Source organism: Blastomonas sp. RAC04, from assembly GCF_001713435.1.
In the GTDB taxonomy this organism is placed as follows: Bacteria; Pseudomonadota; Alphaproteobacteria; order Sphingomonadales; family Sphingomonadaceae; genus Blastomonas; species Blastomonas fulva.
In genome coordinates this window covers 3,537,627-3,554,782 of sequence record NZ_CP016460.1, presented here as the reverse complement: position 1 = coordinate 3,554,782, position 17,156 = coordinate 3,537,627, and the positions used below count along the sequence as shown (strand labels likewise).

The window sequence follows — 17,156 nt, the reverse complement described above, 5'->3', positions numbered from 1 at the left end:
TTTCCTTCAGTTCACGGATCACACGGGGACCACCCCCGGATTTCAGGCATGAAAAACCCCGCCGGAGCGGGGGAATGATGGTCAAATTCTCTCGCGGCGTTCAGCGCAGCATGTGAACCTTCGCGCCCGGCATCATCGGCAGTGTCACCAGGCTCACCTCGACCAGATCGAGTTCGATCAGCTCGCGCGGTGCGCGGCCCTGCGCGCGGCGGACGCGGTAGCCAAAGCTTAGCCCGGTGACGCTGCCGCTGCGCAGGCCGGCGAGCGCATCGTGCGCATCAGGATCGAGCGCCGCAATGACACGCAGCCCGCGCCGGTCCTCGCTTGCATGGCGGATGCTCCCGATGCGCTGATCGGGCCGGTGTTGCCACAGCAAAGGCAGTTCGCCTGTGCCCAGCGACCCTGCAAAAGCCCCGCGCCGCACGATGTCGCCGCCGCGATCGATCCGGTCGAACAATGCGGCATAACCTGCAAAGCGCAGCGTCACTGGACGATGTCTCCAACGCCCAGTTGCACCGCGAGCGCTGCCAGCAGGATCGCCATCAGCGCGCGGACGAACTTGTCGAACGTCGCGCCCCACAGCCCCGAGCGCGCATCGCGCCATGCCTGCAGCAGTTCGCGCAGCTCGCGCATGTCCTGCCCGGCGCGAGCGTCATCGAGCCCGATCCGCGCCAGAGCGCGCTGCGCTCCCAGATCGCCCGATTCCTCGACAATCGCGCGCAGCGACCCAAGGTCCGCGCCTTCTTCCGCCGCCTGCGCGATCAGGGTGGCGAGCATGTCCTCATTGTCCATCATGGTTTTCCGATTCCCAGCATCGCGCGCTTTTCCTCCGGCGAAAGAAAATCTGCCGCGCCGACCTGCAGCCACAACCGCTCGCGGTCCTCGGATAACGCAGGCACCTTGTCCTGATCGACGCCAAGCGCCGCATCGGGCCACCAATGGCCAAGGCCCTGTGCGATTGCGGCGGTGATCTTGTCCGCGAGCGGCAGCAAAGTCAGCCGCCACAGCGCACGATTGGCCTCGCGGTAGTTGGCATAGGTATTGTCGCCGGGCAGACCGAGCAGCATCGGCGGCACCCCGAAGGCGAGCGCGATCTCGCGCGCGGCGTTCGATTTGAGTGCCACGAAATCCATGTCCGCAGGCGACAGCGCCATGCTCTGCCAGCTCAGCCCGCCTTCGAGCAGCATCGGCCGCCCGGCATTGGCGTGGCCTGCAAAGCTCGCCTCGAGTTCAGCCTTGAGCCGCGTGAACTGGTCGGGCGAGAGCACCCCGCCCGGCTCGTCGGGCCGATAGACCAGAGCGCCCGAGGGCCGCGCGGCGTTGTCGAGCAGCGCCTGGTTCCAGCGGCTGGCGGCATTGTGCACTGCCACTGCGCGCGCCGCCGCGCCCAGGCAGCCCAGGCCGTAATGGTCATCGGTAGGGTGGAAGCCCTTGATATGTACGATCACCGGCGCGCCATCGCCCTCCTGCGCCGCCAGCCGCGTCGCGGTATCGCCGACGCGATAGACATAGGCCACCGGCCAGCCGCGCCCATCGGGCTCGATCGTCACCCGGTCGGGGCGCAGCGCATAAAGCTCTGCCGGGCGGCCATCGGCATCGCGCAGGATCTGCACATAGCCGTTGCCGTGAAGCAGCAGATGCGCCGCCAGCGTTTCGAGCAGTCCCTGTCCTGCGCTGGTGGTGGCCACCAGTGCCGCCATCACAGGATCGGACGCGGTGATCGGCGCACCGCCCACCCCTTCAGCCACCAGCCGCACCGCGCGTTGCGCGATCGGGTTGTCGCAATAGGCGCTGCGAACCAGCTCGGCATAAGAGAAAGGCGGATCGGCGAGAGCCAGGCTCCATGGGCTGGTATACGCGCGCGCCAGAGACGGCCGTTCGGTTCTCGCGCCTTTCAGCGCGAGCGCCAGATCCTTCCAATATCCCATGTCAGTTCTCCAGTGAGCGGATGCGCGGGGTGCCGCGCCGTCCCAGCATCAGTTCGGTCAGCGCCCAGACCAGGGCGTCGGCGCGGTCGGGCGAGCGACCCGGCCCCTGATAGTCGCCGCCGGTCATCAGCCCGCACATCTCGTCTTCCAGCCGCGCAAAGGTGCCGCAGTGGACCACCCTTCCCGCCTCGTATAGCGCCGCGACCGGTTCGGCCCGCGCCACCTTGCCACGGCTGGCATGCACCAGCCGCACCGGCAGCGCGATGTTCGATGCGCGCAGCACCGCGCCCACCATCTCGCCGCCCTGGTTGGCCTCGGCGATGATGCGGTCGGCATTCCATTGTTCCGACGCCCGCGCCACCGCACGTGCCCAGCCTTCGGGCGAGGCGCGTTCGACCGAGCAGTCTGCCAGCACCGCCGCTCGCCCGTCCTCGAGCAGCGCGCACACGATAATCCCGCACGCATCGCCCGACGACCCGGCAGGCGGATCTACCCCGACCACCACCCGCTCCAACCCTTGCGCACTCCAGCGCACCCGGCACGCCTCGATCAGGCTGCGGCTCCACAAGGCGCCTTCGATATCGTCGAGCAGTTCGCCGTCGAGCTCCTGCCGCCCCAGCGTGGTCCCACCATAATGGCGCTGGACCGCATCCAGGAACGCGGGCGGCAGGTTGGCGCGGTTGGCATGGCTGCTGCCCCGGCTGATCACCACCGCCGGATCGGCGAGCAGATGCCGCACCAGAGGCACCGCGCGCGGTGTGGTCGTTGCCGCGATCTGCGGCAGCGCACCGACGCGCAGGCCCAGCTGCAGGTTGTCCCACGCCGCCATCGCGCGGCCCGAGGCGTTGTCCCATTTGGCAATCTCGTCGCACCACGCATGGCTGTGCTCGGGCCCCCGCAGGCTCTCGGGCTCTGCGGCCGAAAACAGCGTCGCCTGCGCCCCGTCCGGCCACCGCAACCGGCGCAGCGAAGGCTCCCAGTGTGGCCGCATGGCATCAGGCGCGATGGCCAGAAGACCACTTTGCCCCTCGACCATTACGCTGCGCGCCTCGGCCAGGTTCGCCGCGACCAGCGCGATCCGCGCATCGGGATCAGCCTCGGCAATGCTGCGCACCCATTCGGCCCCCGCCCGCGTCTTGCCGAAGCCGCGCCCGGCCATGATCAGCCAGATGCGCCAGACGCCATCGGGTGCCAGCTGTTCGGGCCGCGCCCAGAACTGCCAGTGATGCGCCAGGCCTTGCACAGCAGGATCGCTGAGCCCGTCGATATAGCGCCGCGCCGCAGCCGCCGGCATCGCCGCCAGCCGTTCGGCCAGCGAGCGTCCGTTCATGTCTGCGACGCCGCGTCTGGATCATCTGTGCTGCCCGCGCCGGTCGAGGCATCGAGCCGCTGGCGGATCTGCTCGAGCGTGGCGGCGAGCTGATCGCGCGCCGCGCGGGCGGACGCCGCATCGCCGGCGCCTTCGCCCCGCCCCTTGTCGGCGCCCGCCTTTTCGAGATTGGCCTTGTACGCCATCAGCAGCTTGAGGCCCTGGGCATCGTCATATTCGGTGGCGCGCCCGATGCTGCCATCGGGACGCTTCACCGGCTTCAACGTGCCGAAGCGCGCGGTCTTGAGCATCCGGAACTCGAGCTCGTCATACCCGGTGGCAATCGCCGACTGCCAGCCCGCGCGAAAGGCGGGGCTGCTCGCGCGCAACCGGTACACCGCCGAGCGCGACACCCCGGCACGCTTCGCCGCCACCGAAACGTTCGACGTCTCAGCCAGATGATCGAGAAACGCCCACAGGCATTCCTCCGACACGGTATCGGACAAACAGGCATCTCCGCGCAGAACAGCGACAAGCATGAAGAAGGGACACCGCAGGAGCCGCCCGTCAGGCCATCTGCCCGACTCGCTCCATCTCGATGTTCAGGTTTTGTGCCATATCAGCGTTACGATGTCAAGTATTAATAACCTATCTGGTTATCAGTAGGGTTCGCCCGGGGCTGCCGGATCGTGCAGCAGGTTGAGCCGTCGCAGCGCAAGGCAGGCCAGCCGCGCGGTCTCGCTCTTGCGGCGTGCGGGCGCCAGCGGGCGGGTTGCAGCGGGGCGAACGATCTCGGCATCGTAGGCATCGGCAATGATCAGCCCGGTCGTGTCCGGCAGAAACGCAGGCGACTGGACCAGGGCGGCATCGAGCGACGGCGGCAAGCCCCAGTAGAAGCGGTCGCAATGGTCGAGATATTCGGGCCATTTGGCATCGCCCAGCAGATCGGCGCGCGAAACCTTGATCTCGACGATCACGATGGCGCCGCGCGAATCCAGCCCCATCAGGTCGGCACGGCGTCCATTGGGCAGCGCGATCTCCGGCGCCACCCAGATCTGGTTGCGGCGGAACAAACGGGCGATGCCGCGCGCAACCGCTGCTGCACCCTGAGGCAGGCCGCAGATGTCGGTCGGAACGGGAGGGAGCGGGTCGTCCGCCACGATGGAGGCAGCATGGAAACGGGTGTCGGTCATGCCGCCTTGCTAATACAAAACGGGAACAAAGGAAAGCCGGTCGCGCAGGACCGCGCTCAATGGTGTCCGCTACGGCCGAGGTCTTGGAGAATGTCGCGATACAGACCGGAGGCTTCGGCGTGGAGCAGCAGCGCGGTGGCGCGGTTGAACCGTCCTGTGGTCCGCGCATTCTCGAGCGCGATCAGCCCTGCCTGCAACACCATGCCCAATGTCTCCAGCTGCTCCGCGGCAAACCGCATCCGTTCGGGCGGCAGCGATGCGAGGACAGCCGACAGGTCTGCGCTCTGTTCGAGCAGCCCTGCGCGAGCCTGGGGCGCGACCCCGGCAAGCCGGGCGATCACCGCGAGCACCGGCGTCATCGATTCGAACTGGCCCAGCACGACCTGCGCCTGGGCATCGGCGCCATCATCAGCCGCCAGGATCGGGGAGAGCGGAGCAAACATAGCCTAAGGCAATAAGGCGCCCCGGTTAACACCGCTCTAATTCGCAAGGATACTGCGCACACGCGCGATCGCGGTGATAAAGCACAGCTCTGTATAGGTCCGATATGGTCTGTTCAGCGTGACGCGAAAGACACATTCTTTCAACCAATGTCATAATTTTGGCATTTTTCTCTTGTGCAGCGCAGCATGACACGGCAGCATTGCTGTCGCTGATTATGAGCACCCCATCACGGCGCACAGGGACGCCGCAAGAACAGAGGGTCGCCATCGCAGCGCAGGCGGGACGAAACGCATCCAGTTGAAAGGAAAAACATGCGTACGTCCATATTCCACCGGGGCCTTGCTGGCCTCGCCGTTCTCGTATCGTCGGCTGTTGCCACCCCTGCGTTCGCGCAGGAGGAAGAGGCCTCGCCGCCGGTGACCATCTCCGGCTCTGTCGGCCTTGTCTCTGACTACCGCTTCCGCGGCGTTTCGCAGTCCGATGAAGGCGTCGCGCTTCAGGGCGGCTTCACCGTCAGCCACGAATCGGGCTTCTACGCCGGCACCTGGGGTTCCAACCTTGCCGGTTGGGGTACCTTTGGCGGTCCGAACCTCGAGGTCGACCTGTTCGCAGGCTATGCCACCACGATCGGCTCGGCCGGCATCGATGTAGGCGTGACGTGGTACATGTACCCCGACGGCTTCGACAACACCGACTTCTTCGAAGGCTATGCCAAGCTGAAGGGCACCGCAGGGCCGGTCTCGCTGACCGCCGCTGTCTATTACGCCCCCAAGCAGGAAGCGCTGGGCAACTTCTCGAACACGCCGTTCAGCCGCGGTCAGAAAGAGGACAACCTGTATCTCTCCGGTGATGCGAGCTTCGCCATCCCCGACACTCCGGTCAGCCTGACCGCGCATATCGGCTATTCGGAAGGCAATCCGGGCCTTGGCCCCAACGGCACCAGCGTGACGCCGACCGGCGAATACTGGGACTATTCGGTTGGCGCGTCGGTCAATGTCTACGGACCGCTGACGCTGAGCGTGAGCTATGTCGATACCGACATCGGACGCGCCGAATCGGCCTATCTGCTTCCGAACTTCCAGAAGTTCCGCACCGGCGGCGGCCAGATCGCCGATTCGACGATCGTGTTCGGGGTCACCGCGGCCTTCTGATCGGGGTCTGTTCACTCCTGACTTTGCCATTGGGGGGTGTGGCCGCATCTGTCTGTGACAGGTGCGGCCACTTTTTTTGGCAGGCGGAAGATTTTTCGCTAAGGGCCGGGAGCCATGACCAGCCTGCGCCTTGCCACTGTCCATCCCGGAGAACCCGAGATATTCCATTCGCTGCAGGGCGAAGGGATCTCGCTGGGCAGACCATCGGTGTTTGTGCGGTTGTCGGGGTGCAACCTGGCCTGTCTGTGGTGCGACACGCCCTATACCTGGTATTTCACCGGGCATAACGCCAGGCATCGCGGATGCGAGACCTTTGTCCGGCGCGAGAACAGCCTGACACTGGACATTGCCGAGGTGGCCCGGCGCATCGCAGAATTCGGGTGTCGCCACATCGTCTTCACCGGAGGCGAGCCGCTGCTGCAGCAGCCCGCGCTGGCTGCCCTGTGCGCCCTTTTGGGGCCGGACTATCATATCGAGATCGAGAGCAACGGCACGGTCGCGCTGACGGCTGCCTTCGATGCGCATGTCGATCAGCTGAACCTGTCACCCAAGCTCGCGCATTCGGGCAATGCCGCAGACCTCAGGGTGAACGAGACGAGCCTGGCGGGCTATGCCCGCGACCCGCGCGCATGGTTCAAGTTCGTGGTGGCGAGCCCTGAAGATGCCGGCGAGATTGCCGCACTGGCCAGCCAATATGCTATCGCGGCCGAGCGCATCCTGCTGATGCCCGAGGGCACCAGCCCTGCCGTGCTGCAGCAGCGCGCGCACTGGCTTGCGCCTTTGTGCCTCGATCGTGGATGGCGGTTCACCGACCGGCTGCACATCCACCTGTACGGCGATACGCGCGGAACCTGATCAGCGCTGGCCGGACTGGTTGCCCTGGTTGCGCCAGCGACTGACCACCCGCGAAACCATTTCCATCTCGCCGCCGCGCTCGCACCACAGGCTGCTGAACAGCGGATCGTCCGATGCCGGACGCCGCGCCTCGGCCAGATCGTCGAACGCCACGCGGATCGGGATCGACACGCCCTCGCCACAGATGATGCACTCGCGGTTGCGCAGCGCGGGAATCGAATCGAGGAACCCGCGCGCGCCTTCGGGCATCGCCGATCGGACATGCGCCTGGTCGCGGTCGTTGTTGAGGCGCATCGCGATGATGGTCCCGCATTGCGACAGCACGCCTTCGGACAGATCGGACGGGCGCTGGGTGATCAGGCCCAGCGAGACGCCGTATTTGCGGCCTTCCTTGGCAATGCGGCTTAGCACGTTGCGCACCGCGCTGTGCTCGAGCACGCGGTCGGACGGGATGTAGCGGTGCGCTTCCTCGCACACCAGCAGCACCGGGGTGATCTTGTCCTTGCGACTCCAGATCGCGAAGTCGAACACCATGCGGCTGAGCACCGCCACGACGGTAGAGGTAATGTCGGACGGCACGCCCGACACGTCGATGATCGAGATCGGCTTGCCCTCGGCTGGCATGCGGAAAATCCGCGCGATAAAGTCGACCATATTGTCGCCCACCAGCATGCCTGAGAACATGAAGGTATAGCGCGGGTCGGCCTTCATCTCCTCGATCTTGCCCTTGATCCGCAGGAACGGCGCGCTCGATGTCGCCTTGTCCAGCTTACCCATCTCGTTCTGGATGTTGGCGACAAGATCGGACAGCATATAGGGGATCGGGGTGTCGACGGTCACTCGCGAGGCGTTGATCGCCGCCTTGCTCTTCATCCGGGCGGACAGAAGGCACTTGGCGAGAATCTCGGCATCGGTCTGCCGGTCCGCGCCCGAAGAGGTGAGGAACACCTCGCAATGCTCCTCGAAGTTCATCAGCCAGTACGGCATCGCCAGATTGCCGACATCGAACAGCGCGCCATTCTCGCTGAAGGCGGTGGAATATTCGCCATGCGGATCGATCATGACGATATGGCCATCGGGCATCATGTCGCAGATCCGGTGCAGGATCAGCGCTGCGGCGGTGGACTTGCCGGTACCGGTCGAACCCAGCAGCGCGAAGTGCTTGCCCAGCAGCGCATCGACATACAGCGCGCCGCGGGTGTCGGCGGTGGGGTATACCGTGCCGATCTCGATATGCGGACGCGAATCGGCGGCATAGACCTGCTTGAGGTCGGCGCTCGTCATCGCGAACAATGGCGTGCCGGGGACCGGATAGCGCGTCACCCCGCGGCGGAAATTGAAGATCCGGCCGGTGAGCTTTTCCTCTTCGCCCTCGCCCAGAAAGTCGATCTGGCAGACGATCAGCCCGGCCTCGCGCTGATGCATGCGCTGGGTGCGGACATTGGCGACCAGCCAGCGCGACCCCATGCGGATCTTGACCTGGCTGCCCACCTGGCCTGCCATCGACACGCTGGGATCGTTATGGTCGGTCAGCGTGGCCAGACGGCTGGCATCGAGCAGCACCTGCGAGCTCGATCCGGCGATCTCGACGACCTCGCCGATCTTGAGGTGCTCTGCGGGGCGCGGTGCCATCCGGGGCATGGCGGGAAGATCAGCAGGAGCGGCTGGCGCGCGGTCCTGGAAATTGCGGGGATTCAGCTCAACCATCGCGCCGTCCGGTGCCTTTCTGAAGCAAGTACAGCTCGCTCCTAGCCCGGTTGGGTAAATTTTCCCTCTATGCCGAAGGGTTTGGCGCTTGCCACGAGGGCCGTCTCAGATCTTGCGGAACACCACGCCGCCGATCCAGCCGAGCAGCAGCGAGACCAGAACCGCGCTGACGCCATAAAAGAACGGCTGATATTCGGCCATTGTCGCGACAAACCGCTCGAACCCGAACTTGCGCACCTCGATCTCGCGCACCGCAGCAGCGAGCACCTGACCGTCGCGCACCAGGAAGGTCTCAGCAGTGTACATTCCGGTGGGCACGCTGGCGGGGATCGACAGCCGCGCCTGATACAGCACGTCCTCCAGAATCTCGACGCTGCCTTCCTGCTGCTTATACAGCCCTTCGCGACGGTTGAGATCGACCAGCCCGGACAGGAAGCGCCGCTGCTCCTTGGGGTCGATCGACCCTGCTGGCGAGAGCTGCAGATTGCCGAGGCCGAATTCGTAGATCGCAGCGGTGCGCTTATCGACGATCTTCTCGATCGGGCGCGAAGAGGCGAGCGCGTAATAGGCAGGGGCCGAGCGGAACTCGGTGCTGGCAGCGTTGATCCAGATGCCTGCAATCTGCTGCTTTTCGCGCAGGATGATCGATTGGGGCGGGCCTTTGAGGATCACTACGATATCGCTGTCCCCCGATGGCGGGGTGCCGCCGGGATAGACGATCGCGCCGAACAGCAGCAGCTCTGCACCGGTAAACCCGTATTTGATCTGGATGTCGCGCTGCGACACTTCGGGCACCAGCACCGGCTCGCTCGCTGCAGTCAGCAGCCATGCGCCCAGCAGCGCCGCCAGGAGCCGCGCCAGCCTCATTGCAGCAGCTCGACCGAATAGATTTCCGCCGGGCGAAAGCCGAGGCCAATCCCCAGCCGCAGCGCGACCAGCAGCACCAGCACCGAGAGCAGCAGCCGCAGATATTCGGGTGGCAACTTCTGTGCAAACCGCGCGCCGATCTGCGCGCCGGTCACGCTGCCGATCAGCAGCAGCACCGCCAGCACGATGTCCACCGCCTTGGTGGTCAGGCTGTGCACCATGGTGGATGCAAGCGTGACGAACAGGATCTGGAACAATGAGGTGCCAACCACCACCTGTGCGCCCATGCCCAGCAGGTACAGCATCGCAGGCACCATCACGAAGCCGCCGCCGACGCCCAGCAGGATGGTCAGGATGCCGGTGGCAAAGCCCAGGATCAGCGGTGCAAGCGGAGAGATATAGAGGCCCGAGCGGTAGAACCGCCAGCGCAGCGGCAGATTGGCAACCAGCGGATGGTGCCGCCGCTTCTTGGCCGGCAGCCGCTCGCCGCGCCGCATCGCCAGCACGCTCGCCAGGCTTTCGCGCGCCATCAGCCCGCCGATCGACCCCAGCAGCAGCACATAGACTATGTTGATCACGGTATCGATCTGGCCCAGCTGCTGGAGCACGCGGAACAGCGCGGCACCGGCAAATGTGCCCATGATGCCGCCAACCACCAGCACACCGCCCATCTGATAATCCACCCCCTTGCGGCGGCTATAGGCGATCACCCCCGACACGCTCGATCCGGTGACCTGGGTGGAAGCGGAAGCCGCAGCGACCGTCGGCGGGATGCCGTAGAAGATCAGCAGCGGCGTGGTGAGAAACCCGCCACCCACCCCGAACATCCCCGACAGTATACCGACAAGTCCGCCCAGCCCGATGATGACGAGCGCGTTGACCGACAGATTCGCAATGGGAAGATAGACGTCCATGATATGCGCGCGACGCTAGACGCTTTACGCTGTCAGCAGAAGGGGGCACGCGACCTTGCTGGTGCGTTCCGCCGCTAAAAACCGGTGGACAGGGTAAGCGCCGCGCCCGACGCGGGCTGGGCATTGCCATCGATCCGCTGGCGCCAGTCCAGCGCGAACGTCATCTGGCTGTCCCCCACCGGCAAGGCGACCGAAGCGCGCGGGCCCAGATCGACGCGGTGGACCCAGCGTTTGTCGCCCGAGGCATCCAGTTCCTGCTGCCCGCCCGCCCACAGCCCGCCGCCCAGCGACAGGCTGTGCCGGTCCTGCACCGCCACCTGCCGCGTCGCGAGCAACTGCAGGTCGAAAAAGCCCTGGCGCTCCTGCAAGCCGACCACGCCCGCCTGCGCAAAGGAATCCAGCCAGATGCTGCTGCGCTCGAGCGCGGCGCCACCGCCCGCCACCAGCATCGCGGCAAACCGGTCGCGCTGGCCCTGACCAAGCCCGAAGCGCCGCTCCAGCGCCAGATCGACCGGGACCGCTCCCCAGGGCCGCGTCATCACGCCAAGCGCCAGGCTGCGGTCGTCGCCGCTTTCCAGCGCGGTCGCCGCGCGCGCATAGAACACCGGTGCCAAGGGACCCTGGCCCGGCGCATAGCGCACGATCAGCCCCGCCTGGCTGCCGCCATACTGCGCGCCCGGCGCCAGCGTCCGATCGCTCCCGCCCTGCCGCAGCAGCGACCAGCCATAGACCGACCAGCGTTTATCGCGCGACAGGCCGACAGCGCTCGCCCCCGTTCCAGCGGGCGGCTGCGCGGCGCGCTCGGGCTCGATCAGCAAGGGTGCGTCGATCAACGGCGAACGCAGCCGACCCGAGGGCCCGGTAGAGGCGGTCAGGCTTTCCACCCACGCCAGGTGATGGGCCATCGCGACATCGAAATCGAGGCTTGCAGCAGCATCTGTGCCCCGAAGCTGCGGGGGTCCGAGCGCCCCCAGCCTCGCCGTCGTTCGGGGAGCAGGACCAGGCAGGCCGATCATGGCCAGCGCGCCCGCCAGCACCGGCTGCGCATGCGTCTGCTGCACAGCGGCAGGTTGCCACGAGTTCGCGAATTCGAGCGCAGACGGCGCGGCGCGCTGCGCAGGGTTTTCCGGCAGATGATGGATTACCCGCGCCGCGCACCACAACAGCACGACGGTGCCCAGAAACAGCAGCGGCTGGCCGCGCATCGCGCGCCGCGGCCGATGCTGCGGCCTGACGCTATTCACTGCCAGCCTCTGGCCGATCGCCCACCAGCCGCAAGACCGGCCCGGGGATCTCGAACGGTCCGGGTGCCGCGGGAATGTGGTGGCGCGTCTTGTCCCAGGGGAGCGGCGTTCCGCCAAGGCTGGCAGCATAGGCCAGCAGCGCGCGGCGTGCGGCCATCACCGCGATGATATTGCCCACCAGCGCGCGCGGAATTGACCACAGCGCCTGACGCGCGCCATATTGCCATCCGGTGCACAGCGCCCGCACCAGCACCCGCCACGCCAGCGCCAGCCCGTTGACGATCAGCAGCAGGCGAAAGGCCGGGTCCAGCGGCGGCGGGGCATACCAGTCCAGAATGCCGCCTGCGCTGACGATCAGCCAGCACAGCAGCCCCAGATACGCGCTCACCAGCACCAGCGCGGACAGCACCGATCGCCGGTCGCGCGCGCGCATCCAGATGTCCGCAACCCCGCCGCTCCAGCCGGTGCGATCCCAGCCGCTGAGCGCGATGCCGATCGTCCAGCGCGTCTTCTGCCGCACCGAGGCGGTCAGATCACCGGGAAAGAAGGCCCGCGTGGCGATCAGCTCACCCTTGTCGTCGCGCGCGCGGACAAACACGCCGCGCCCGCCCGCCTCGTGGATGCGGATGCCCAGCTCGTAATCCTCGGTCAGGCTGTCGGTGGCGAACGGTCCCTGCTCGGCCGATGCATCGGCCAGCGCCTGCAGCGTGTCGCGCGCAAACCCGCAGCCCACGCCCGCGCACGGCATCGCGACACCCAGGCGGCTGCGCACCGGCATCGCGCGGACATGCGCTTCGGCAAACTCGTCGGCATAATGACCGCTGACCAGCGGCGCTGCCGGATCGATCAGCGGATTGACCGGAAGCTGGACAAAGGCGTGCCCGCCCAGCAGCCGGTCGTACACCCGCAACTCGTCGGGATGGACGACATCCTCGGCATCGTGCAGCACCACCGAGGCAAAGGCGAAGCCCTTCTCGCGCTCGTCCGCGCGCATCGCAAGCCAGATGCGATTGAGGCAATCGGCCTTGGAGCTGGGTCCGGTGATTTCCAGCGGCACGATGCGCACCCGGCCATCCCCCCGCGCGCCGCGCAAGGCGGCAAAGCCGGTGGCGGGATCATTGGCATAGACGCCGATATAGAGGCGGTAATTCTCCTGCCGCCAGCGATGCAGGCAATGGCCGACCATGTCGCCGATCACATCGGCTTCATCCCAGGCGGGAACGAACACCGCATGCCGGGGGGACGGGTCGGGCGCCGCATCGCGCGGCGTGCTGTCGAAGGTCAGCGGAGCATCCTGGCCATCACGCCTGCCGAAAAGCCGCTGCCACAGCCAGACGCCGTCGAGCGCAAGATCATCCACCGCGCCGATGAAGAACCAGATCCCGGCGAACAGAAGAAGTTCGGTTGCCAGCAAGTCGGTCCAGGCCAAAAGGTGACAGGCCAGCGTCGAACACTGTGCGTCGCCCCATGCCTGTTCGATCGGTCCCAAGCAGTGCCCCCCGGCGGGTCGGTCACGACCCTGTCAAAGCGCCCAATCCACCGGAATGGATCCGTCAGAATTGCGCGATCCGTTGCTCTGTACTTCAATGCCTGCTTCGCGCAACTTCGTCAAAACATAATCGGCAGCTGCGCCCTCGCCGCCGACGTTCACCGACAGTCCGGTGCGCCGCGCCGCCCAGATCGCCAGCGCAAGGTCGGTTGCGCCGGCGGAACTGGGCTCGTCACCTTCGAACCGGATCGACGGCAACGCCAGCGGCGGCGGGATCAGCTGCATCTGCCATTGCGGCTCGGCCTGCGCCATGCGCTGTTCCAGCGCGCGATAGGTGGCAAGGCTTGCTCCCGGGAGAGGCGTTGCACGCACCTGCGCCAGCCTCTTGTCTCGGTCGACCAGCACCGCATCGGGGGAAACCCCCGCGAGGATCGCCATCTCGCGCCCGACCATCGCCACCGCCGCGCGTTCCTTGCTGGCCTTTTCGCGCGCCGATGCCGATGCCAGTTGCGCCGCTTCCGCATCGCCCGCCGCCGTGCCGACGCGGAACTGGTCAAGGCTGAGCTTGACCGGTCGCCCCAGTGCCTTTTGCAGCGCGCCCTCGCCCAGCCGGGCAGCGTTGGTGCGATATTCCGGGGTCAGGATCGTTGCGCGGACGATCAGCGGGTCGCTCGAAAAATCGATATCGAGCTGGTCGATCTTGGCCTGGCCGGGAAATTGCTCGGCCAGCACATCGCGTGCCTGGCGCTGCGCACGCGCTTCCCATGCGATCTGGCTGAGCGAATAGCCCAGCGGGATTGCCAGCGCCAGGAACGCTGCGGTGATGATCACCGCCTGCACCCCGCTCTGCCGGCTGGTCAGCTTGGGCCCGAAGCCGTAGAGCCGCGCCATCACCGCGGCAGCAATGGCGATGGTCATCAGGTTGGTGACGAACAGCAGCAGCGCGCCGAAGAACACGGTCCCGTTGAGTGTCGCCAGGCCGAAGCCGACCGTAGCGAGCGGCGGCATCAAGGCGGTGGCGATCGCCACTCCGACGATGGTACCCTCGCGCCCGCGGATCATCGCATAGGCTCCGGCGAGCGCGGAGAACAGCGCCACCAGCAGGTCGAACAGGTTGGGGCGGGTGCGCGCCGCGATCTCGGGCGTGATGTCCTTGATCGGCGAGAAGAACACCACCAGCGCGGTGAACAGCACCGCCAGCAGCACCCCGCCGGCCAGCGTCATCGCGGTCCGGCGGATCTCGTTGCCATCTACCAGCGCCATGCCGAAGCCCAGGCCGATGATCGGCCCCATCAGCGGCGAGATCAGCATCGCGCCGATGACGACCGCAGGCGAGGACAGAAGCAGCCCCAGCACCGCGATGCCCGCCGACATCAGGATCATGAACGCATAACGTGGGGTCAGGCTGGATTCGTCATCGACCTTGGCGATCACCGCGCGGTGCTCGATCGAGGGGATCACCGTGCCACGCCACCAGCTGCCCAGCGGCCCTGCAACTCGCGTTGCCAACTCGCCCATGGTCGACGACAGACGCCTGGCCCTCGGGGTTTCAGCGCTGGGCGCGGGTTGGTCGGTCATGTCATCTCACCATAAGCGTCTCGGCCAAGGGTGGACCGGCCTTGCCATTGGCGATAGACGGATATCCGCAGCCGTGCCAGACCCGCCGGACCCGGCAAGGGCGCGATCGGGCTTAGGCCGCCTGCGCCGCAAGCGGAATCACGGGCCTGCAGACCAACGAAAGGTGACATGCGCTGATGATCAGGATCAACCGTTTCGGCCTGTTGGCGCTGTTGCTGCTGATGGCTGCCTGCGCCCCCAAGCCCGCGCCGCAGACCGCAGCACCCGCCGATCCGCTCGATGCCATCGCCCGGCAATATGTCATGCTGTCGCTGGAAATCGGCACGCATGAGGACGGCTATATCGATGCCTATTATGGCCCTCCCGAATGGAAGCGCGCCGCCGAGGCCGCGCCGCGTGCACTGCCGGCGCTCGCGCAGGCGGTCGATGGCCTGGATCAGACCCTCGCCGCTGTCGATGTCTCCGCCCGCGAGCCTCTGGTCCGGCGCCGCGCGACCTTCCTGCGCGCGCAGCTTAACGCCGCACGCACCCGTCTGCGCATGCTGCGCGGCGAGAAGCTGAGCTTCCGCGAGGAATCGCTCGGGCTGTTCGGTGCCACTCCCGACATCCGCCCGCTGGAAAGCTATGATCCGGTGCTGGCCGAGATCGAGACGCTGCTCCCGGGCCCCGGCACGCTCGCCGAGCGGGTCGATGCGTTTCAGGAGCGCTTCGTCATCCCCGCCGACCGGCTCAAGCCCGTGTTCGACCGCGCGATCGCCGAATGCCGCGCGCGCACCGCCGCGCACATCCCGCTGCCCGAAGGCGAGAGCTTCCGCATGGAGTTCGTCACCGGCAAGCCATGGAGCGGCTACAATTATTATCAGGGCAACCTTGCCAGCCTGATCCAGATCAACACCGATCTGCCCATCCGCATCAGCCGCGCGGTCGATCTGGGCTGTCACGAGGGCTATCCGGGCCACCACGCGCTCAACTATCTGCTCGAACAGCGGCTGATGCGCGCGCGTGGCTGGATGGAATACAGCGTCTATCCGCTCTACAGCCCGCAAAGCCTGATCGCCGAGGGATCGGCCAATTACGGCATAGACCTCGCCTTCCCGGGCAATGAAAAGCTCGCCTTCGAGATGCGCGAGCTCTATCCGCTGGCGGGTCTTGCGACCACCGATGCCGCGCGGCTCGCCCGGCTGCAAACGGCGCTGACGGGTTTGCGCGGAGCGCGCTTCACCATTGCGCAGCTGTATCTCGACGGCCAGATCGATCGCGCCCAGGCAATCGCGTTGACGCAGAAGTATCAGTTGATGAGCGAGGCGCGCGCCAAGCAGTCGATCGGCTTTACCGACACCTATCGCAGCTATGTCATCAATTATGGCCTGGGCCAGGACATGGTGCAGGAGTTCGTCGAGGCCGCCGGGTCCGACACCAAGGCACGCTGGGCGGCTATGGAGCGGGTGATCAGCGAACCGACGCTGCCTTCAGATCTGGCGGTGCAATAAACGGGCTCAGCTCGCGAACAGCATCGCGTCGTCGGCAAAGGCCTTGAACTCCAGCGCATTGCCTGCCGGATCGTGGAAGAACATCGTCGCCTGCTCGCCCACCTGCCCGGCAAAGCGGATGTGCGGTTCGATGACGAAGCGCGTGCCCGCAGCGCGCAACCGCTCGGCCAGCGCCTGCCAGTCGGGCATGGTCAGCACTACTCCGAAATGCGGCACCGGCACATCATGCCCGTCGACCGGATTGTGGTGCGCGTCGGCCCTGCTGGCGGCAGGATCGAGATGCGCGACGATCTGGTGACCGAACAGGTCGAAATCGATCCACTGATCGGAAGACCGCCCCTCGCCGCAACCCAGCACGTCGCGATAGAAGCTGCGCGCCGCCGCCAGATCGTCGACCGGAAACGCGAGGTGAAAGGGTCTGATGGCCATGATCGGCGAACGCGTCAGAAGGTCGCCAGCGCTGCACCCAGCCCGGTCGCGACTACGCTGATCACGATCGGCTTGCCTTCCAGATCGAGGAAGACCAGCTCGAGCTTCTGGGCCTTCTTGAGGTGATCGATATCGGCCGGTGCCAGCGGCTTCTCGCCGATGCAGCCTTCGGGCAGGCAGCGGCTGAACACGATCTTGTCGATGCCCTTGGCCTGATCGCCATCGATCTGCATCAAAGCGCCGGTATCCAGCCGAACGCCCAGCGGAACCTTGACCAGCAGCCCGGTCTTGCCCGAGGATTTCTGCTTGGCGATGGCCACGCGGATCACTTCCTTGCCATTGGCCTCGTCGATCAGCGACTGGACGGTATCGCAGATTTCCGCTTCGCCCGTGCCCTTGCACCCGGTGGTCCATGGCTTGGCACCATCGGCGACCTTCTTGGGCGTGATCGGCTGAGTGGCCGGAGCAGCAGGCGCCGCGGTCTGGGCGGCCAGCGGCGCGCAGATCAGCAGGGCGGGTGCAACAGCGGCAAGGGTGCGAAGCATGACGTGCATCGGA

The 17,156-nt window shown here is 66.3% G+C and carries 18 protein-coding genes; 3 read left to right on the top strand and 15 right to left on the bottom strand.

Annotation, left to right across the window (positions count from 1 at the left end):
* Positions 1 to 100: 100 nt before the first annotated feature.
* From BSY18_RS17485 to BSY18_RS17455, 7 genes are all read right to left on the bottom strand, one after another.
* Positions 101 to 487 carry an HK97 family phage prohead protease gene (locus BSY18_RS17485; protein WP_054136507.1) on the bottom strand — a complete coding sequence of 129 codons (387 nt, stop codon included), beginning with the start codon at positions 485 to 487 and terminating at the stop codon, positions 101 to 103.
* Positions 484 to 795, bottom strand: a complete 312-nt coding sequence (locus BSY18_RS17480; protein ID WP_335617672.1) for a DUF6127 family protein — start codon at positions 793 to 795, stop codon at positions 484 to 486. Before BSY18_RS17480 ends, BSY18_RS17485 begins: the two co-directional genes overlap by 4 nt.
* Entirely contained in the window at positions 792 to 1,928 is a 1,137-nt protein-coding gene (locus BSY18_RS17475) for a phage portal protein (RefSeq protein WP_069051333.1), read from the bottom strand. The genes BSY18_RS17480 and BSY18_RS17475 overlap by 4 nt, the downstream gene beginning before the upstream one ends.
* Position 1,929: 1 nt before the next feature.
* Entirely contained in the window at positions 1,930 to 3,258 is a 1,329-nt protein-coding gene (locus BSY18_RS17470) for a DNA-packaging protein (RefSeq protein WP_069051332.1), read from the bottom strand.
* Positions 3,255 to 3,776: a hypothetical protein gene (locus BSY18_RS17465; protein ID WP_069051331.1), complete on the bottom strand. Its 522-nt coding sequence runs from the start codon at positions 3,774 to 3,776 to the stop codon at positions 3,255 to 3,257. The genes BSY18_RS17470 and BSY18_RS17465 overlap by 4 nt, the downstream gene beginning before the upstream one ends.
* Before the next feature lie 120 nt (positions 3,777 to 3,896).
* Positions 3,897 to 4,430 (bottom strand): MmcB family DNA repair protein, encoded by a 534-nt coding sequence (locus BSY18_RS17460; protein ID WP_082382491.1) that lies wholly within the window; start codon positions 4,428 to 4,430, stop codon positions 3,897 to 3,899.
* A 56-nt stretch (positions 4,431 to 4,486) separates the two neighbouring features.
* A complete protein-coding gene (locus BSY18_RS17455) occupies positions 4,487 to 4,873 on the bottom strand; it encodes a hypothetical protein (RefSeq protein WP_069051330.1) in 387 nt (128 codons plus the stop codon).
* Between the two features lie 312 nt (positions 4,874 to 5,185).
* Between BSY18_RS17455 and BSY18_RS17450 the strand changes: the two genes are divergently transcribed.
* Together BSY18_RS17450 and BSY18_RS17445 are read left to right on the top strand one after the other, a co-directional pair.
* Positions 5,186 to 6,025 (top strand): TorF family putative porin, encoded by an 840-nt coding sequence (locus tag BSY18_RS17450; protein ID WP_069051329.1) that lies wholly within the window; start codon positions 5,186 to 5,188, stop codon positions 6,023 to 6,025.
* Positions 6,026 to 6,139: 114 nt separating this feature from the next.
* Positions 6,140 to 6,880: a 7-carboxy-7-deazaguanine synthase QueE gene (locus BSY18_RS17445; RefSeq protein ID WP_069051328.1), complete on the top strand. Its 741-nt coding sequence runs from the start codon at positions 6,140 to 6,142 to the stop codon at positions 6,878 to 6,880.
* Here the strand turns inward: BSY18_RS17445 and BSY18_RS17440 are convergent, their stop codons facing one another.
* The 6 genes from BSY18_RS17440 to BSY18_RS17415 form a co-directional block, all read right to left on the bottom strand.
* Positions 6,881 to 8,587, bottom strand: coding sequence for an ATP-binding protein (locus tag BSY18_RS17440; RefSeq protein ID WP_083231540.1), 1,707 nt, complete (start codon positions 8,585 to 8,587; stop codon positions 6,881 to 6,883).
* Between the two features lie 105 nt (positions 8,588 to 8,692).
* A complete protein-coding gene (locus tag BSY18_RS17435) occupies positions 8,693 to 9,454 on the bottom strand; it encodes a TIGR02186 family protein (RefSeq protein ID WP_054136515.1) in 762 nt (253 codons plus the stop codon).
* Positions 9,451 to 10,368 (bottom strand): sulfite exporter TauE/SafE family protein, encoded by a 918-nt coding sequence (locus tag BSY18_RS17430; RefSeq protein WP_054136516.1) that lies wholly within the window; start codon positions 10,366 to 10,368, stop codon positions 9,451 to 9,453. Before BSY18_RS17430 ends, BSY18_RS17435 begins: the two co-directional genes overlap by 4 nt.
* A 74-nt stretch (positions 10,369 to 10,442) precedes the next feature.
* A complete protein-coding gene (locus BSY18_RS17425) occupies positions 10,443 to 11,573 on the bottom strand; it encodes a hypothetical protein (protein WP_069051327.1) in 1,131 nt (376 codons plus the stop codon).
* Positions 11,574 to 11,604: 31 nt separating this feature from the next.
* Positions 11,605 to 13,041 carry a glycosyl transferase family protein gene (locus BSY18_RS17420; RefSeq protein WP_236823397.1) on the bottom strand — a complete coding sequence of 479 codons (1,437 nt, stop codon included), beginning with the start codon at positions 13,039 to 13,041 and terminating at the stop codon, positions 11,605 to 11,607.
* A gap of 93 nt (positions 13,042 to 13,134) precedes the next feature.
* Positions 13,135 to 14,679: a DUF389 domain-containing protein gene (locus BSY18_RS17415; protein ID WP_083231539.1), complete on the bottom strand. Its 1,545-nt coding sequence runs from the start codon at positions 14,677 to 14,679 to the stop codon at positions 13,135 to 13,137.
* 176 nt (positions 14,680 to 14,855) lie between these two features.
* On the opposite strand from BSY18_RS17415, the gene BSY18_RS17410 reads away from it, so the two are divergent.
* On the top strand, positions 14,856 to 16,169 hold the full coding sequence (locus BSY18_RS17410; RefSeq protein ID WP_171900268.1) for a hypothetical protein: 1,314 nt from the start codon (positions 14,856 to 14,858) through the stop codon (positions 16,167 to 16,169).
* A gap of 6 nt (positions 16,170 to 16,175) precedes the next feature.
* Here BSY18_RS17410 and BSY18_RS17405 read toward each other — a convergent pair whose 3' ends face one another.
* On the bottom strand, positions 16,176 to 16,598 hold the full coding sequence (locus tag BSY18_RS17405; RefSeq protein WP_054136518.1) for a VOC family protein: 423 nt from the start codon (positions 16,596 to 16,598) through the stop codon (positions 16,176 to 16,178).
* Between the two features lie 14 nt (positions 16,599 to 16,612).
* On the bottom strand, positions 16,613 to 17,152 hold the full coding sequence (locus BSY18_RS17400) for an invasion associated locus B family protein (protein ID WP_054136519.1): 540 nt from the start codon (positions 17,150 to 17,152) through the stop codon (positions 16,613 to 16,615).
* Positions 17,153 to 17,156 lie beyond the last annotated feature (4 nt).

Bases quoted from the DNA above. Each gene is read 5' to 3' on its own strand.
- BSY18_RS17465 (WP_069051331.1), bottom strand. From the start codon at position 3,776: ATGCTTGTCGCTGTTCTGCGCGGAGATGCCTGTTTGTCCGATACCGTG.
- BSY18_RS17470 (WP_069051332.1), bottom strand. From the start codon at position 3,258: ATGAACGGACGCTCGCTGGCCGAACGGCTGGCGGCGATGCCGGCGGCT.
- BSY18_RS17450 (WP_069051329.1), top strand. From the start codon at position 5,186: ATGCGTACGTCCATATTCCACCGGGGCCTTGCTGGCCTCGCCGTTCTC.
- BSY18_RS17405 (WP_054136518.1), bottom strand. From the start codon at position 16,598: ATGGCCATCAGACCCTTTCACCTCGCGTTTCCGGTCGACGATCTGGCG.
- BSY18_RS17415 (WP_083231539.1), bottom strand. From the start codon at position 14,679: ATGACCGACCAACCCGCGCCCAGCGCTGAAACCCCGAGGGCCAGGCGT.
- BSY18_RS17460 (WP_082382491.1), bottom strand. From the start codon at position 4,430: ATGACCGACACCCGTTTCCATGCTGCCTCCATCGTGGCGGACGACCCG.
- BSY18_RS17410 (WP_171900268.1), top strand. From the start codon at position 14,856: ATGATCAGGATCAACCGTTTCGGCCTGTTGGCGCTGTTGCTGCTGATG.
- BSY18_RS17440 (WP_083231540.1), bottom strand. From the start codon at position 8,587: ATGGTTGAGCTGAATCCCCGCAATTTCCAGGACCGCGCGCCAGCCGCT.
- BSY18_RS17475 (WP_069051333.1), bottom strand. From the start codon at position 1,928: ATGGGATATTGGAAGGATCTGGCGCTCGCGCTGAAAGGCGCGAGAACC.
- BSY18_RS17480 (WP_335617672.1), bottom strand. From the start codon at position 795: ATGATGGACAATGAGGACATGCTCGCCACCCTGATCGCGCAGGCGGCG.
- BSY18_RS17430 (WP_054136516.1), bottom strand. From the start codon at position 10,368: ATGGACGTCTATCTTCCCATTGCGAATCTGTCGGTCAACGCGCTCGTC.
- BSY18_RS17445 (WP_069051328.1), top strand. From the start codon at position 6,140: ATGACCAGCCTGCGCCTTGCCACTGTCCATCCCGGAGAACCCGAGATA.
- BSY18_RS17400 (WP_054136519.1), bottom strand. From the start codon at position 17,152: ATGCACGTCATGCTTCGCACCCTTGCCGCTGTTGCACCCGCCCTGCTG.
- BSY18_RS17425 (WP_069051327.1), bottom strand. From the start codon at position 11,573: ATGCGCGGCCAGCCGCTGCTGTTTCTGGGCACCGTCGTGCTGTTGTGG.
- BSY18_RS17455 (WP_069051330.1), bottom strand. From the start codon at position 4,873: ATGTTTGCTCCGCTCTCCCCGATCCTGGCGGCTGATGATGGCGCCGAT.
- BSY18_RS17435 (WP_054136515.1), bottom strand. From the start codon at position 9,454: ATGAGGCTGGCGCGGCTCCTGGCGGCGCTGCTGGGCGCATGGCTGCTG.